The following is a 16,246-nucleotide window of genomic DNA, read 5'->3' on the forward strand; positions in this document are numbered from 1 at the left end:
TGCCTGTTCAGCCTCCGGCGGATCGCGGGCCGGCGTTCTTCTCGCGCGATGGAGGCGAGGCGGCCGTGGCCCGCAACGCGCGGTGGGCGGTGGTGCGCAGGTGGGCGAGGACGTCCGGGTCGGCGTCGAGGGTGTAGTCGGCGTCGAGGCCGGCGAGGGTCTGCGCGATGCGGGGCAGGTGGTCGTCGGAGACGTCGACGACGCAGGTGTGGTCGTCGACGGGCTTCAGGCGGGTGCCCAGGCCGCGGGTGCGGGCGCGGATCCGGTCGGCGGGGGCGTGGACGGTGGCCACGGCGCGGTGGCGGGTGGGGGCGGCGGACAGCCGGCTCGCGACGAAGGCGGCGGGGTCGCCGCCGGGTACGGGGCGGGGCGGGACACGCCGGCCGGTGGGTGTGAGGTCGCTGATGCGGTCGAGGCGGAAGAGGCGCCAGTCGTCCTTGCCGGAATCGTGGGCGAGGAGGTACCACAAGCCGCCGGAGTCGACCAAGTGGCAGGGCTCCGCCCGGCGGAGGGCGGCGCTGCCGTGGCGGGTGGTGTAGTCGAAGGTGATGACCTCGTGGTCGCGGCAGGCGACGGCGAGGCCGGCTAGGAGGGCCGGGTCGGCGCGCGGCCCCCGCTCCTCCCAGGTGATGCCGGCGAGGGACGCCTGGAGGGCGGCGACCTGGCCGCGCAGGCGGCGGGGGAGGACCTGTTCGAGCTTGCCCAGGGCCCGCAGGGCGTTCTCCTCCACTCCGGACAGCCCGCTGCCGGTGGCGGTGCGCAGGGCGACGGCGATGGCGACGGCTTCGTCGTCGTCGAGGAGGAGCGGCGGCAGGCCGGTGCCGGGCGCCAGGCGGTAGCCGCCGGCGTGTCCGCGGGTGCTGTCGACGGGGTAGCCCAGCTCGCGCAGCCGGTCGATGTCGCGGCGGACCGTACGGACGGTCACCGAGAGGCGTTCCGCGAGGTCGGCGCCGGACCACTCACGGCGGGTCTGCAGCAGGGACAGCAGCCGCAGCACGCGGGCGGTCTTGTCGCTCGTCATGAATTCCATGATGCCGGTGTCAAAGGACACTGACTGTCCTGAAAGGACCCTACGGTGGAGCCGCCCGCACGGAGCAAAACGGAATATTCACCATGAAAATTGCTGTTCTCGGTACTGGTGGCGGCGCCCGCGCCCACATCGCCGAGCTCGCCGAACTCGGTCATGAGGTCCACGCCGGCACCCGCGACCCGGAGGCCACGCCGGCCCGCACGGAGCCCGACATGACGGGCACCCCGCCCTTCGCCGGATTCCTCGCCGAGCGCCCCGGCGTCGCCCTGCACACTTTCGGGGACGCCGCGGCCGCCTCCGACGGCCTGGTGATCAACGGCATCGACGGCCACAACGCCGTGGCGGAAGCTGGACCCGTGCGACACCGGCAGCCTCGGCGAACGGACCCAGCGCGCCCTGCCCCGGACCAAGGCCGTGAAGTCCTTCGTCACCCAGGAGCAGAGCACCGTGGCCGACCCGGGCAGCGTCGGCGGCGGGGACCACACCATGTTCGTCGCGGGCGAGGACGCCGGAGCCAAGCAGCAGGCCACCGACCTGCTCAAGGCGTACGGCTGGAGCGACGTCCTCGACCTCGGCCCCCTCGTGGCCTCGCGCGGCATGGAGATGCACGCGCACATGCACTCCGCGATCGGCTTCGGACTGGGCCACCAGTTCGGCGGCCGCTTCGGCATCAAGGTCGTCCGCTGACCGCCCGCCGGTCCGCACCCCGCACGCACGCAAGGAAGCGCTCTCTGTCCTTCCACATGGACTTCTCCTTCCCCGACGTGGGCGTGGCCGAGAAGTGACTGCTGCGGATGGGCGCCACCCAGCCCGCCCACCAGCCCGGCGGGAAGCACTGGACGGCCCTGCTCGACCCCTCCGGCCAGCCCTTCTGCATCCACGGGCCGTACTGACACCCGCGGCGCGCACGGCCTGCCCGGTGCACGTCGCCGGCCCGCCCCGCGCGGCGCCGCCCCTCCGTGGCCGTTCGCCGCCTCTTCACCCCGGCGGGCCGGGTTCGTACTCTGGCGGGATGGCAGCGGACTTCGGAACGTCATGGATCGCCGACGCGGTCGAGGTCACCGCGCCGGACGGCGCCACGGTCCGGCCCTTGTGCTCCTTGCCCGGGACGGCGAGCTCCGCGCAGTTCGAACTCGGGCCGCAGCAGGTGTCCAAGGCCGTGTCCCACGTCAGTGTCGAAGAGATCTGGTTCATCACGGCCGGAACCGGCGAAATGTGGAGGCGCCAGCGCGGCAGGGAGGAGATCACCGCGCTGGAGCCGGGGGTCTGCCTGACCATCCCCCTCGGCACCGCGTTCCAGTTCAGGGCCGGGTCCGGCGGTCTGCGGGCCGCCGCGGTGACGATTCCGCCGTGGCCGGAAGGGAACCCGGACGAAGCGAGGAGCGAAGCGGGGCGCTGGTGACGCCCGGCCCTCGCTCTACCCGGCCCGTCCTCGCCCTGCCCGCCCGGCCCTCGCCTCACCCGGCGCACGAGTGAGCGCAGCCCTCCTCCGTCAGAGTGAACTCGCTTGATTCTCAGCCCACTTGAGGCCCTCTGCTCGACATGATGCTCTCCGGCATCATGGAGTCCGGTTCATCCGGCGAGAGGGGGCCTCCTTGGCGGCCTGGGCGCGCTCAGTCATCGGCATCGGCTCCTTCGGAGAGCCGGACCCACGTCTGGCCGCCGCCGTCAGCAGAGCCGGTGGGCTCGGCGTCGTGGACCTCGGAGCGGACCGCGCACCCGCCCGGGACGCCCTCGGCCTCGCCCGGGCCTGGACCCCCGACGTCTTCGGCGTCCGCGTGCCCGCCGACTGCGCCCTCCCGCCCGAGGAGCTGTACGCCTCCGACGCCCCCGGCCCGCACGCCGTGCTGCTCGCCCCCGGCTCCCCGTGGGCCGCCGGCCGGTACCGGAGCGGCACGGTCATCGCCGAGGTGCGCAGCCTGCACGAGGCCCGCGCGGCCGTGGACGCCGGCGCGGCGGGCCTCGTGGCCCGAGGCAGCGAGTGCGGCGGCCCGGCCGGCGAGCTGTCCACGTATGTCCTGCTCCAGCAGCTCCTCGCCGACGACCGGGTGACCGTTCCCGTCTGGGCCTGCGGCGGCATCGGACCGCACACGGCCGCCGCCGCGGTGATCGCGGGCGCCGCCGGAGCCGTGCTCGACGTGCAGCTCGCCCTCCTCGAAGAGGCGGCCACGCCGCCCGGCGTGGCCGCCGCCCTGCGCACCGTGGACGGCTCGGAAACCCGTGCCGAGGGCGGATACCGCACCCTGGACCCCCGGCGGCCCGGCCTGCCCGCCTCCCCGCACGGCCGGCCGCTGCCGCTCGGTCAGGACGCCTTTCTGGCCCGTCGCTTCGCGCAGGAGTACCGGACGGCGGCCGCCGCCGTCCGGGCCGTCCGCGAAGGCATCGACCGGGCCGTGGGCGACCGGCGCGCCCCGGACGCGCTGCGCCCCGGCTCTCCCATGAGCCGTGTCCTCGGCACCCGGCTGCCCGTCGCCCAGGGGCCGATGACCCGGGTCAGCGACCAGCCCGGGTTCGCCGCCGCCGTCGCCGACGCGGGCGGGCTGCCGTTCCTCGCCCTGGCGCTCGCCGGTGCGGAGCGCACCCGCGCCCTGCTGGGGGAGACCCGCGCCGCGCTGGGGGAGCGCCCCTGGGGCGCCGGCATCCTGGGCTTCGCTCCCGAGGACGTCCGTACGGCCCAGCTCGCGGCCGTACGGGAACTCCGCCCCACGCACGCGATCATCGCCGGCGGCCGGCCCGCCCAGGCCGCGGCCCTGGAAGAAGACGGCATCCGCACGTTCCTGCACGTGCCCTCGCCCGGCCTGCTGGAGCAGTTCCTCGCGCAAGGCGCCCGGCGCTTCGTCTTCGAAGGCGCCGAGTGCGGCGGCCACATCGGACCGCGCAACAGCTTCCCCCTGTGGGAGGCCCAGCTCGCCGTCCTGAACGACTTCATGGACGCCCGTCCGGACGGGCCGCACCCGGAAATCCTCTTCGCCGGCGGCATCCACGACGAGCGCTCCGCCGCCATGGTCGCCGCACTCGCCTCCGGCATCGGCGCGCGGGGCGCCGCCACCGGCCTCCTCATGGGCACCGCCTACCTCTTCACGGACGAAGCCGTCGCATGCGGCGCCATCCGCCCCGTCTACCAGCAGCAGGCGCTCGCGGCCGAGCGGACCGCCGTCCTGCGCACCGGCCCCGGACAGGCGACCCGCTGCCTGCCCAGCCCCTTCTCCCGCACCCACCAAGCCCTCCAGGACGAGCTGAAGCGGCGCGGCGTCCCCGACCGGCAGGCCCGGGAAGAGCTGGAGCACCTGCACCTCGGGCGGCTGCGCATCGCCGGCAAGGGCATCGAGCGCGTCGGCGGCACCCTCGCCGACGTCGACGAGAAGCGACAGCTCGCCGAGGGCCTGTTCATGGCCGGCGAAGCGGCCGTCCTGCGCACCGCCACCACCAGCATCGCCGCGCTCCACCGTCAAGTGGGCGAGGGAGCAGCCGCGTTCTACGAGCACCGCGCCGCCGCACTGCGGCCGGACTCCGCCGCAGGCGGGCGACAGCAGGTGCCCGAGCAGGTGCCCGAGCCGCTCGGCATCGCCGTCGTCGGCATGGCCTGCATGTTCCCGAACGCGCCCGACCTGCCCGCGTTCTGGGCCGACGTGCTCGCCGGCACCGACGCCGTCACCGAGGTCCCGCCCGAGCGCTGGGACACCTTCCTCCACCACGGACAGCAGGCCGCCGCCCATGACGTGTCGGCCTCCAAATGGGGCGGCTTCCTGCCCCGGATCCCCTTCGACCCGCTGCGGTACGGCATCCCCCCGGCCTCCCTGGCCGCGATCGACCCCGCCCAGCTGCTGGCGCTGGAAGCCGCGGCGCGAGCGCTGGCCGACGCCGGCTACGACCGCCGGGACTTCCCGCGCGACCGCACCTGCGTGATCTTCGGCGCCGAGACGGGCAGCGACACCACGGACGCGGTGACCGTGCGCGCCGTCCTGCCCTCCTACCTCGGCCGCCTCCCGGAGGAACTGGCCGCCCAGCTTCCCCCGCTGACCGAGGACTCCTTCCCGGGCATGCTCGCGAACGTCATCGCGGGCCGGATCGCCAACCGCTTCGGCCTCGGCGGCGCGAACTACACGGTGGACGCCGCCTGCGCCTCCTCCCTGGCAGCCGTCGACGCCGCCTGCAAGGAACTGCGCACCGGAAGCGCCGACGTCGCCCTGTGCGGCGGAGCCGACCTGCACAACGGCATCAAGGACTACCTGCTCTTCTCCTCCGTGCACGCCCTCTCGCCGACCGGCCGCTGCCGTCCCTTCGACGCGGACGCCGACGGCATCGCGCTCGGCGAGGGCATCGCCTGCGTCGTCCTCAAACGGCTCGCGGACGCCGAGCGCGACGGCGATCGCGTCTACGCCGTCATCGAGGCCGTCGGCAGCTCCGCCGACGGACGCTCCCTCGGGCTGACCGCGCCGCGCCGCGAGGGACAGCGGACCGCACTGGAGCGGGCCTACGCACAGGCCCGGATCCGGCCCGCCGAGGTCGGGCTCGTCGAGGCCCACGGCACGGGCACGGTGGTCGGGGACCGCACCGAACTGGCCGCGCTCACCGACGTGTTCACCGAGTCGGGCGCGGCTCCGGGCGCATGCGTCCTGGGCTCGGTCAAATCCCAGATCGGGCACACCAAGTGCGCCGCCGGCCTGGCCGGTCTCATCAAGGCCGCGCTGGCGGTGCACACGGGCGTACGGCCGCCGACACTGCACCTGAACCGGCCCGGCCCCGTATGGCAGCCGCACGAGAGCCCGTTCGTCTTCCACGACAGGGCGCTGCCGTGGGCCGCCGGGCGGCGGGTCGCCGGCGTGAGCGCGTTCGGCTTCGGCGGCACGAACTTCCACGCGGTGCTGCGGTCCGGCCCGGGAGCCGCGCCGCCGCGGTGCGGCCACGACGCCTGGCCCGCAGAACTCCTCGTCCTGCGGTCCGCGGACGACGCCCGCGAGCTGCTGCGGCTCACCGGGATCAACGACGGCGCCGGGCGCCCGTGGCGGCTGCGCGACCTCGCCCTGACCGCCGCGCGGCGCACCGGCGCGGACCGGGCCGCCGCGGCCGTGGTGGCGCCGTCGCTCGACGCGCTGCCCGAGCTGCTGCGGGCGGTTGCGGCGGGGGAGCCGAGGCCGGGAGTCTTCCTTGCCCCAGAAGAACGCTACGGGGCGGAGGAGGCATCGGCGCGAAACGAGGGCGGCGCGGCCGCCCTGACCGCCGCCCGGTGCGGCAAGGTCGCCGTCCTCTTCCCCGGCCAGGGCAGCCAGCGGCCCGGCATGTTCGCCGAGCTCTTCACCGCGTTCCCCGGCACGCAACGCCACCTGCGCACGGCCCCGGCCGACGTGCTCTTCCCGCCCGCCGCCTTCGACACCGCGACCCGGCAGGCGCAGCGGGCCCGGCTCGCCGACACCCGGCACGCCCAGCCCGCCCTCGCGGCGGTGTGCTCGGCCGCCTACGACGTGCTCAGGACGCTCGGCGTACGCCCCGACATGACGGCCGGCCACTCGTACGGCGAACTGGTCGCCCTCGGCGCGGCGGGCGCCCTCGCCCCGGAAGCCCTGGCGGAGCTCAGCACCGCGCGCGCCGAGGCCATCGCCAAGGCGGCGGAGGGCGAACAGGGCGCCATGGCCGCCGTCGCCGCGGCACCGGACAAGACCGAGGTGCTGCTCTCCACGGCCGGACTGACCGGCAGGGTCGTGGTCGCCTGCTGCAACGCCCCCGCGCAGAGCGTCGTCTCGGGTCCCGAGGCGGACGTCGAACGGGCCCTAGCCGCCGCGGCGGACACCGGCATCGACGCGTGGCGCCTCCCCGCCCCGTACGCGTTCCACAGCCCGCTCGTCGCGGGGGCCGGTGAACGGTTCGCCGAGGCGCTGGCAGGCTGCCCGATCCGTACGCCCGACGTCCCCGTGTGGTCCAACACGACGGCGGACCGCTACGGCCCGGACCCCGCGGACGTACGGGAGCTGCTGGCCGCGCAGATCGCCGCGCCCGTGCGGTTCTGCGAGCAGATCGAGGCGATGTACGCGGCCGGGGCGCGCGTCTTCGTGGAAGCCGGCCCCGGCACGGTGCTCACCGGACTGGTCCGGAGCATCCTCGGCGAACGGCCGCACATCACCGTCCCGTTCGAACCGTCCCCCGACGCAGGGCTGGCCGGGCACCTCCAGGCGCTGGCCCGGCTCGCCGTCGCCGGCGTGCCGGTGGAGGCGGAGCGGCTGTTCGCCGGGCGCGACGCGGTGGTTGCCGACCCGGAAGCGGTCCCGGCCGCGCCGGGCTGGACGGTCGACGGCCGGCTCGTCCGTACGGCCGACGGGCAACCGGTGGCCGGCGGGCTGCGACCGGCCCGCAGGGTCGAGCCCCTCGCGCTGAGCGGCACACGGACGGACGGCAGCGGCGACCGCCCCGACCTGCTGGCGGAATTCCTCCGCAGCAGCCGCGAGATGGTGGCGGCACAGCGGGATGTCCTGCTGGCGTATTTCGGTGCCGGCGGTGCTCCCGCCGCGCCGACGGACGTGCCGGAGCTGCACCCCGCCGCAGGCCCGAGCCGCACGGACCCCACTCCCGGCCCGAGGCACGCGGCCCCCGTCCCCGGGCCGCGGGCCGGCGAGCCGGCCGCCGTGCCGGACGTGCTGGGCACGGTCCGGGCGGTCATCAGCGAACGCACGGGCTACCCCGTGGACCTGGTCGAGCCCGACCTCGACCTGGAGGCCGACCTGAGCATCGACTCGATCAAACGGACCGAGATCGTCGGGGAGCTCGGGCGGCGGCTCACCGGCGCCGCCGGACGGACCCCGGGAGCGTGGGCGGACACCGGACTGGAGGAACTCCTCCGGGCCCGCACGGCCGCGGCGCTCGCGGAGCGGCTGACGAGCGCTGATCCCAACGGAGCCACCGAACCCGAGCGGGGCTCGATGCGCGCCGCCCTTCCGGAAGAGAGCCCGCTGTGTGACGTCCCTTCTGAGGAGCCGCAGGGTGACGCCGCTGCGGAGGGCCCGCTGCGCGGTTCTCGGCGTGATGCCCTCACGGAAGAGGGCCCGCTGAGTGACGCGGAAGGGCGCGCCCATGACGTCCCCGCGGCCGCCGCCCCCGAGCGCTACCTGCTGCGGGAAGTGCCACTCGCTCCCGCCCCCGAGACCGGCGGCTCTGCCCTGCGCGGCCGGCGCTTCCTCGTCCTCGGGGCGGACCCGGACACCCCTGCCGTCCAGGCCGTCGCCGACCGTCTCGGCGCGCTCGGAGCCGTCGTCGTCCGGTCCGGCGACAGCGCGGACGTTCCCCCCGGTCCTCTCCACGGTGCCGTCCACCTCGGCGCGCTCGCCCAGGACGCGCGGCCGGTGCTCCCTGCGGGCTTCCCCTGGTTCCAAGCCGTGCTGCGACGCGAACCGAGGTGGCTGCTGTGCGCCCGGCCCGGCGAGGAGGGCGGCGACACGGCGGGGCTGGGCGGGTTCTTCCGCACCGTCGTCCGCGAACACCCCGGCACCCTCGCCCGCGTGGTCTCCCTGGCCTCCGGCCGCCCCGCCGACGTCCTCGCCGGCGACATCGTGGACGAGCTCCTCGCCCCGGACCGGGCCCCGGTGGTCCGGCACGCCCCCGACGGGAGCCGGTGGGGCAGTGAGCCCTGCCGGACGCCGTTCGGCTCGTACGCCGAAGCCGACGCGCTCGCCGCCGGGCTCGGCCCCGGGACCGTCGCCGTCCTCGCCGGCGGCGCTCGCGGCATCACGGCCCGCATCGCCGTCGCCCTCGCCGGAGCGGGCTGCCGCGTCGAGCTGCTCGGCCGTACGGAACCGCCCGGCACCCCCGAACCGCCCGACCTCGCCGGGGCCGCGGACAAGGCGGCCCTCTGTGCAGCCCTCGCCGCGCGCGGCGGGCTCGCCCCCCGCGGAATCGAACGCGAGGCGCGCGCCGTTCTCGCCCGGCGCGAAGTCGCCGCCACCCTCGCGGAGATCGAAGCCGCCGGCGGACAGGCGCGCTATCACCGTGCCGACCTGCGGGACGCGGAGGCCGTACGCCGGGCCGTCGAGGACATCCACGCCGACGCGGGCCGCATCGACGCCGTCGTGCACGCGGCGGGCGTCGTCGAGGACCGGCTGCTCGCCGACAAGGACCCCGGCTCCTTCGAGCGCGTCCACGGCACCAAGGTGGACGGCGCCCGCGCCCTGCTGGCCGCGCTGCGCGGCCTGCCCGGACCCGCGCCGCTGACCGTCCTGTTCGGCTCGGTCGCCGCCGTCCTCGGCAACCGCGGTCAGAGCGACTACAGCGCCGCCAACGACGCCCTCGCCGCCCTCGGCAAGCAGTGGCGCCGGACCACCGGAAGCCGCACCCTGACCGTCCACTGGGGCCCGTGGGCGCCCGACCCGCGCCACCCCGGCATGGTCGGCCCGGAGCTCGCCCGCGAACTCGCCCGGCGCGGCCTCGGCCTGATCGACCCGGAGGAAGGCGTACGGGCCCTGTTCCGCGAACTCGCCCACGGCGACCCGGCCACCGACGAAGTCGTGCTCACCGCGGGGCGGCTGCCGTGACGGCGGCTCGCGAGCCCGTCGCCATCGTGGGCATGGCCGTCACCCTGCCGGGTGCCGCCGACCTCGACACGTACTGGCGCAACATCACCGGCGGCGTCGACGCCGTCACCGAGGCCCCGCCGGGGCGCCTGGACCCCGAATGCCACCGGCCCGACGCCGTCTACTGCCGCCGCGGCGGCTTCGTCGACGGCCTCGCCGACTTCGACCCGGCCGCCTTCGGCATCATGCCGGCGGCGGCCCGCACCACCGAACCCGACCAGCTGATCGCCCTGCGCACCGCCGCCGCGGCCGTCGCCGACGCGGGCGGGACCCTGCCCGCGGACCGCTCCCGCATCGGCGTCGTCCTCGGCCGCGGCGGTTACCTCACAGCCGGGCTGGCCCGCCTGGACCAGCGGGTGCGCACCTCGTCCCAGCTGATCCGCACGGTGCGGGAGGTGCTGCCGGACCTGGACGGGGAACAGCTCGACCGGCTGCGCACGGCCTTCGTCGACGCGCTCGGCCCGCACAGCCCCGAGTCCGTGATCGGCCTCGTCCCCAACTTCGCGGCCTCCCGCGTCGCCAACCGCCTCGACCTGCGCGGCCCCGCCTACACCGTCGACGCCGCCTGCGCCTCCTCCCTCGTCGCCGTCGACCACGCCGTGCGGGAGCTGGAGCGCGGCCGGTGCGACGTGATGCTGGCGGGCGGTGTGCACCACTGCCACGACATCACGCTGTGGAGCGTCTTCGCGGAGCTCCGCGCCCTGTCGCCGTCCCAGCGCATCCGGCCCTTCCACCGGGACGCGGACGGCGTGCTCCTGGGGGAGGGCACGGGCGTCCTGGTGCTCAAACGGCTCGCCGACGCGCGGCAGGACGGGGACCGGATCTACGCGCTCGTCCGCGCGGTCGGTGTCGCATCCGACGGGCGCGCCGCCTCCCTGGTCACCCCCGACCCCGCGGGCCAGGCGCACGCGGTACGGCTCGCCTGGGCCGCGGCCGGCCTGGACCCCGCGGCCCCGGACGCGCTCGGGCTCCTGGAGGCTCACGGTACGGGCACGCCCCGCGGCGACCAGGTGGAGATGGCCGTGCTGGGAGAGGTGTTCGGCCGGGGCACCGAGCCGGACGCCGTCATCGGCTCGGTGAAGTCGATGATCGGGCACGCGATGCCCGCGGCGGGCGCGGCGGGCATGATCAAGGCGGCCCTGGCGATCCACCACCGCGTCCTCCCGCCGACCCTGCACTGCGAGGTGCCGCACCCCGCGCTCCTGGACACCCGCTTCCGCCCGGCGCACACCGCCCGCCCCTGGGAGGCCGGCGTACGGCGGGCAGCGGTCAACGCGTTCGGCTTCGGCGGGATCAACGCCCACGCGATCCTGGAAGAGCCGCGGCCCGCGCCGGCTGCGATCCGGCCCACGCGCACGACCACGGCCCGTCCCGTACCTGTCCCCGAGGCGCGCACCCCGCGGCTCGAAGTCACCGAACGCGAACCGCTGCTGCGTCTCGCGGCCCCCGGCCCCGAGGGCCTGGCCGAGCTGCTCGACGCCGGCGACACGACCCTGCGCGGCGCGGGGGAGCGGGGGCGAGGACCGGCCCGCCTGGCGATCGCCGGTCCCGACGCCCGGAAGCTCGCCCTGGCCCGCAAGGCGGTCGCCCAGGGGCGGCCGTGGGGCGGGCGCGGCGACGTGTGGTTCGCGCCGGCCCCGCTCCTCGGGGCCGGCGGCGGACGCACCGCGTTCCTCTTCCCCGGCCTGGAGGCCGGATCCGCTTCCCGGGCGGACGGCGTCGCCGCCCACTTCGGGCTGGAGCCGCCCCCGGCACGGGAGGCGCGGGCCGGGGACCTCGCCGGCCGCACCGTCGCCCTCATCAGCGCCGGCAGGCTGCTCGCGAGCGCGCTCGACCGCATCGACGTCCGCCCGGACGCCCTCGCGGGCCACAGCGCGGGCGAATGGACCGCGATGGCCGTGGCCGGAATGCTCGGGTCGGGCGACCCGGGAGAATCGCTCGTCGAGACCCTCGTACGGCGGATGCGGCTGCCCCGGCTGGCCTTCCTGGTGCTGGGGACCTCCGCCGCACAGGCCACGGCGGTGCTGCCCGGCCACCCCGGCATCGCCCTCTCCCACGACGATGCCCCGCACCAGTGCGTCGTCTGCGGCCCACGCGAAGAGATCGAAGCCCTGGCGGCCCGTCTGCGCGGCGAAGGCGTCCTCGGCCGCGTCCTGCCCTTCGAATCGGGCTTCCACACCCCCATGCTGGCCCCGCACCTCAACCCCCTCCGGGAACTGGTGCGCCACGCCGTCGTGCGCGCCGCGAGGACACCGGTGTGGTCCGGCACGACGGCGGCCCCCTTCCCCGACGACGAGGCCGGCATCCGGGAGCTGTTCTTCCGTCATCTCCTCGAACCGGTCCGCTTCCGGCAACTGACCGAGTCGCTGTACGAGGCGGGCTTCCGGGCCTTCGTGCAGCTCGGCGCCGGCCAGCTCCCCGCACTGGTCGGCGACACCCTGGGCAGCCGCGCACACCTGGCCGTCACCGCCGACTCGCCGCGCCGCGACGGCCTGTCCCAGCTCGGCAGGGTCGCCCTGGGCCTGTGGGCGTTCGGCGCGGACCCGGACTTCACCGCACTCGCGGCATCCCGGACGGCGATGCGCATCGACCTCGGTGCGGGGCCGGTCTCGCTGGAACCGGCGGCCCGCGAACGGCTGCGTTCCCTGCTGGGCAGGCAGAACCGGGCGGGGGCCGGGGAAACCGCCGCCGCCCCGCTGAGCGCCTTCGCCCGGCACATCCCGGCCGCCGCCGAACTGGACGCGCTGCTCACCGAGACGGCCACCACGGCAGCCACCCTCTTCGCCGCCGCCGAGTCCTCCGCCCGACCGGCTCACCGCACCGCCCTGAAGGCCCCCCGCACGGTGGTGGAGACCGTCGAGATCGACGTGGCCCGCATGCCCTACCTCCTCGACCACTGCTTCTACCGGCAGCGCCCCGGATGGCCCGACCTCGCCGACCGCCGGCCCGTCGTCCCCGCCACCACGATCGTCCAGCACATGATGGACGCCGCGGGCGCCGCCGGAACACCCGTCGCCGTACGGGACGCCCGGTTCCTGGAGTGGGCCGTCGCCGCGCCGCCCGGCACCGCGGAGCTCACCGTGGCGGCCGGACGGGACGGCTGGCTCCGGGCCGAGTTCGGCCGGTACGCGCGCGCTGACGTACGCGTCGCCGGCACCTACCCGGCCCCGCCGGCCCCTTGGCCCTGCGACCGGCCCGAGAGCCCGCCCGAGGTCTCCGCGCGGGAGATGTACGAGCAGCGGTGGATGTTCCACGGCCCGCGCTTCCAAGGCGTCACCGCCGTCACCGCACTCGGCGAGCGGCACGTGCGCGGAGTCCTCACGGCACCGGCCGCCCCCGGCGCCCTCCTCGACAGCGCCGGGCAACTCATCGGCTACTGGCTGATGGCGACCCGCACCGAACGCACCGTGGTGCTCCCCGTGAGCATCCGGCAGGCCTGCTTTCACGGGCCCGCCCCCGCCCCCGGCTCCCGCGTCGAGTGCCACGTCCGGATCACCGTTCTCGACGCGACCGTCCTGGAGTGCGACGTCCAGCTCACGCACGGCGGCCGCGTGTGGGCCGAGATCCGCGGCTGGCGGGACCGCCGGTTCGACTCGGCACCCGGGTCGGTCGCGGCCGACCGCCACCCGGAGCGGTGCACCCTCTCCACCCGGCAGCCGGGCGGCTGGCAGCTCCTCTTCGACCACTGGCCCGACCCGGCCTCCTGGGACCTGATGATGCACGGCCAGCTCGCCGGGGAGGAACGGGCCGAGTATGCGCGGCGTGCCCCGCGCGGACGGCGGGCCTGGCTCCTCGGCCGGATCGCGGCCAAGGACGCGGTGCGCCGCCACCTCTGGGACCTGGACGCGGGACCGGTCTTCCCCGGCGAGGTCCGGGTGCGCAACGAGCCCGGCGGCCGCCCCCGCCCGGAAGGCGTGCACGGGCGCGAACTGCCCCCGCTGGAACTGTCCCTCGCCCACTGCCGGGAAGCGGCCGTCGCACTCGTCCGGCCCGCAGGCACGCCCGCCGGCATCGATGCCGAGGAGATCACCGACCGGCCGGACACCACCGTCGCCATGGCGCTGGACCCGGCCGAGCACGCCCTGTTCGAGCGGCTCGGCGCCGGGTCGGAGGCACTGACCCGCCTCTGGGCGGCCAAGGAGGCGGCGGCCAAGGCCGAGGGGACGGGGCTGCACGGCAACCCCCGCGGCTTCGTGGTGACGACGGCCGCAGGCCCGGGGGACGCGGACGCCGTCGACGTCCGTACGCCTTCGGGCCGTTCCCACCCCGTCCGCCTCACGCGGATCGGCAACCCGCCCGGGCTGCCGCCCAGGGACTACATCGTCGCCTGGACCAGTGAAGGCAGCGGCCACGTCAGCCGGGACCCGGCATCCGAGAAAGGGCAGCAGCCATGACCAATTGTGTGGAAGAAACCGGTGAGGCCGCCGTACTGGCCCGGATCACCCGGGCCCTGCACACCGTGCTCGGCGACTGCGCGCCGGACCCGGGCGCCGTCACCATGGAAACCCGCTTCGTAGAAGACCTGGACCTGGAGTCCATCGACCTGGTCGTCCTCACCGGAGAGCTGCGCGCCGCCTACGGAGACCGCGTGGACTTCCCGGGCTACTTCGCCTCCCTCGACCTCTCCGAGATCATCGGCCTCACGGTCGGACACCTCGTGCGCCACGTCGTGGAGTCCCTGCGGTGACGTCACTCCGGGCGGGGCAGGTCCGGCTGAACGTCGAGCGGCTGGGCGAGCCCGGTACCGCCGGCCGGCCCCCCGTGGTGCTCGTCCACGGCATGGGACCCGACAGCCTCGCCGACTACTACTTCACCATCGCCGCCGGGATCGCGGCCGCCGGGCACGGCGTCGTGATGTACGACCAGCGCGGCCACGGCCGCAGCGAAAGGCCGGCCACCGGTTACCGTCTGGAAGACTTCAGCGCCGATCTCCGCAACCTCCTCGACGCCCTCGGCATCCACCGTCCCGCCGTCCTCGTCGGGAACAGCTTCGGCGGAGCGGTCGCGGTCGACTTCGCCGTACGCCATCCGCACCGCGTCTCCAGGATCCTCCTGATCGAGTCCGCGCCGCCCGTCGGCGACTGGCCGCAGCGCATGAGCGGATTCCTCTCGCACTGCGCGGAGACGCTGTGCGACGCGCAGGCGACCGACCGGATGGAGCAGGAACACGGGCGGTTCGTGGCCCGGCTGGCCCGGCGCACCCGCCCCTTGCTGGACGAGACCACACTGATCGAGGACATCGCGGCCGGCCGCATTCCCGGAGAGGACGGCTTGCACTCCCTCGCGGTACCGGTCCTCGCCCTCTACGGTGCGGATTCCGCCCTCGCCGCATCGGCCCCCGCACTGGAGAGGCTGCTGCCGGACTGCCGTACTGTCATCGTCCCCGGCCAGGGACACACCCTGCTCGTCGACGCGCCCCGCACGGTCGGCGCCCTGCTGCTCGGCTGGCTGCGCGAGGACCTCAGCAGGCCGGAGCGGGCGACGGCACGGGCGCGTACGCCATGAGCCGGTTCCTCTTCGTCGTCCCGCCGTTGACCGGCCACATCAACCCGGCGGCCGCGGTCGCCGCCGAGCTGACCGCGCGCGGCCACCGCGTCGCCTGGGCCGGAGTCCCCGGCCTCGTACGGGAAGCGGCCGGGCACGACGCCGAGGTCCATCCCTGCGCGATCCCGGAAGGGCTGCGGCGGCCCCCCGAGTTGCGCGGGGCCGCGGCGCTGCGCTTCCTGTGGCAGGACGTCCTCGTCCCGCTGGCCGAGGCGATGGCCCCGGACACGGAGAACGCGGTCCGTGTGTTCCGCCCGGACGTCATCGTCGCCGATCAGCAGGCTCTCGCGGGTGCTCTGGCCGCCGAGCGGCTGGGCGTGCGCTGGGCGACGTCGGCCACCACGCCGGCCGAGGTCGGCGGCGCCGTCGCCGCGCTGCCCAGGGCCGAGGACTGGATCCATGGCCTGCTGGGGCGGCTGCGCGAGCGGCACGGCGACCCCGGGGCGTCCCACGACCTCCGCTTCTCTCCCGGCCTCGTGCTCGCCTACACCGTCGCGGAGCTGGCTGCCGGCCACCCTCCGCGCCCCCAGCTGCGGTGGGTGGGCCCCGCCGTGCCCGCCCGGACCCCGGCCGCGGACTTCCCCCGGGGATGGCGCGACCGCGCCCGGGCCGCGGTCCTCATCTCGCTCGGCACCGTCAACACCGACGTCGGCGCCCGCTTCCTCACCGAGTGCGCCGCGGCCGTACGGGAACGGGCGCACCGCCTGCAGGCCGTGGTCGCCGACCCCGGCGGGTTCCTGGCCGGAACCTCGGACGACACGGTCCTCGTGCTGCCGCGCATCCCCCAACTCGCCCTCCTGCCCGCGGCCTCAGCGATGATCTGCCACGCGGGTCACAACACCGTCGCCGAATCGCTGTGGCACGGAGTTCCGCTGGTCGTCGCCCCCATCCGCGACGACCAGCCCTTCGTCGCCGGCCAGGTGACGGCGGCCGGCGCGGCGGTGCGCGTGCGCTTCGGCCGCGCCGACCGCACCCGGCTGGGCGAGGCGCTCGACGCCGTCCTCGGCGAGCCGCCGTACCGCCTCGCCGCCCAGAGGCTGCGGGACTCCCTGCGCGCGGCCGGAGGCGCCGGCGCGGCCGCCGGTCACCTCGAAGCGCTCGCGCAACGGGCGTGACC

At 75.8% G+C, this 16,246-nt stretch carries 10 protein-coding genes; 8 read left to right on the forward strand and 2 right to left on the reverse strand.

Annotated elements, in window-relative coordinates; all coding sequences use genetic code 11:
* Positions 1-7: 7 nt before the first annotated feature.
* Together B7P34_RS05380 and B7P34_RS37280 are read right to left on the reverse strand one after the other, a co-directional pair.
* Positions 8-1,021 carry a helix-turn-helix transcriptional regulator gene (locus B7P34_RS05380; RefSeq protein ID WP_106674711.1) on the reverse strand — a complete coding sequence of 338 codons (1,014 nt, stop codon included), beginning with the start codon at positions 1,019-1,021 and terminating at the stop codon, positions 8-10.
* Complete coding sequence (locus B7P34_RS37280; protein ID WP_189382511.1) at positions 1,018-1,194, reverse strand: hypothetical protein; 177 nt, start codon at positions 1,192-1,194, stop codon at positions 1,018-1,020. Before B7P34_RS37280 ends, B7P34_RS05380 begins: the two co-directional genes overlap by 4 nt.
* A 250-nt stretch (positions 1,195-1,444) precedes the next feature.
* Between B7P34_RS37280 and B7P34_RS38265 the strand changes: the two genes are divergently transcribed.
* The 8 genes from B7P34_RS38265 (at position 1,445) to B7P34_RS05415 (ending at position 16,244) form a co-directional block, all read left to right on the forward strand.
* A complete protein-coding gene (locus B7P34_RS38265; RefSeq protein ID WP_223267525.1) occupies positions 1,445-1,717 on the forward strand; it encodes a hypothetical protein in 273 nt (90 codons plus the stop codon).
* A 107-nt stretch (positions 1,718-1,824) separates the two neighbouring features.
* Positions 1,825-1,923: a hypothetical protein gene (locus B7P34_RS36655; RefSeq protein ID WP_223267526.1), complete on the forward strand. Its 99-nt coding sequence runs from the start codon at positions 1,825-1,827 to the stop codon at positions 1,921-1,923.
* A gap of 119 nt (positions 1,924-2,042) precedes the next feature.
* Positions 2,043-2,432, forward strand: a complete 390-nt coding sequence (locus tag B7P34_RS05390; protein WP_106674631.1) for a cupin domain-containing protein — start codon at positions 2,043-2,045, stop codon at positions 2,430-2,432.
* 193 nt (positions 2,433-2,625) lie between these two features.
* Positions 2,626-9,546 (forward strand): type I polyketide synthase, encoded by a 6,921-nt coding sequence (locus B7P34_RS05395; protein WP_106674632.1) that lies wholly within the window; start codon positions 2,626-2,628, stop codon positions 9,544-9,546.
* Positions 9,543-13,979 carry a type I polyketide synthase gene (locus B7P34_RS05400; protein WP_106674633.1) on the forward strand — a complete coding sequence of 1,479 codons (4,437 nt, stop codon included), beginning with the start codon at positions 9,543-9,545 and terminating at the stop codon, positions 13,977-13,979. Before B7P34_RS05395 ends, B7P34_RS05400 begins: the two co-directional genes overlap by 4 nt.
* Positions 13,976-14,272 carry an acyl carrier protein gene (locus B7P34_RS05405; protein WP_106674634.1) on the forward strand — a complete coding sequence of 99 codons (297 nt, stop codon included), beginning with the start codon at positions 13,976-13,978 and terminating at the stop codon, positions 14,270-14,272. Before B7P34_RS05400 ends, B7P34_RS05405 begins: the two co-directional genes overlap by 4 nt.
* The gene (locus B7P34_RS05410; RefSeq protein WP_223267527.1) at positions 14,269-15,090 is read left to right on the forward strand and encodes an alpha/beta fold hydrolase; all 822 of its coding nucleotides are present in this window, start codon (positions 14,269-14,271) and stop codon (positions 15,088-15,090) included. The genes B7P34_RS05405 and B7P34_RS05410 overlap by 4 nt, the downstream gene beginning before the upstream one ends.
* The gene (locus B7P34_RS05415; protein ID WP_106674635.1) at positions 15,087-16,244 is read left to right on the forward strand and encodes a glycosyltransferase; all 1,158 of its coding nucleotides are present in this window, start codon (positions 15,087-15,089) and stop codon (positions 16,242-16,244) included. Before B7P34_RS05410 ends, B7P34_RS05415 begins: the two co-directional genes overlap by 4 nt.
* Positions 16,245-16,246: the final 2 nt, after the last annotated feature.

This window comes from Streptosporangium nondiastaticum (genome assembly GCF_003011965.1).
GTDB classification, from domain to species: Bacteria; Actinomycetota; Actinomycetes; order Streptomycetales; family Streptomycetaceae; genus Streptomyces; species Streptomyces nondiastaticus.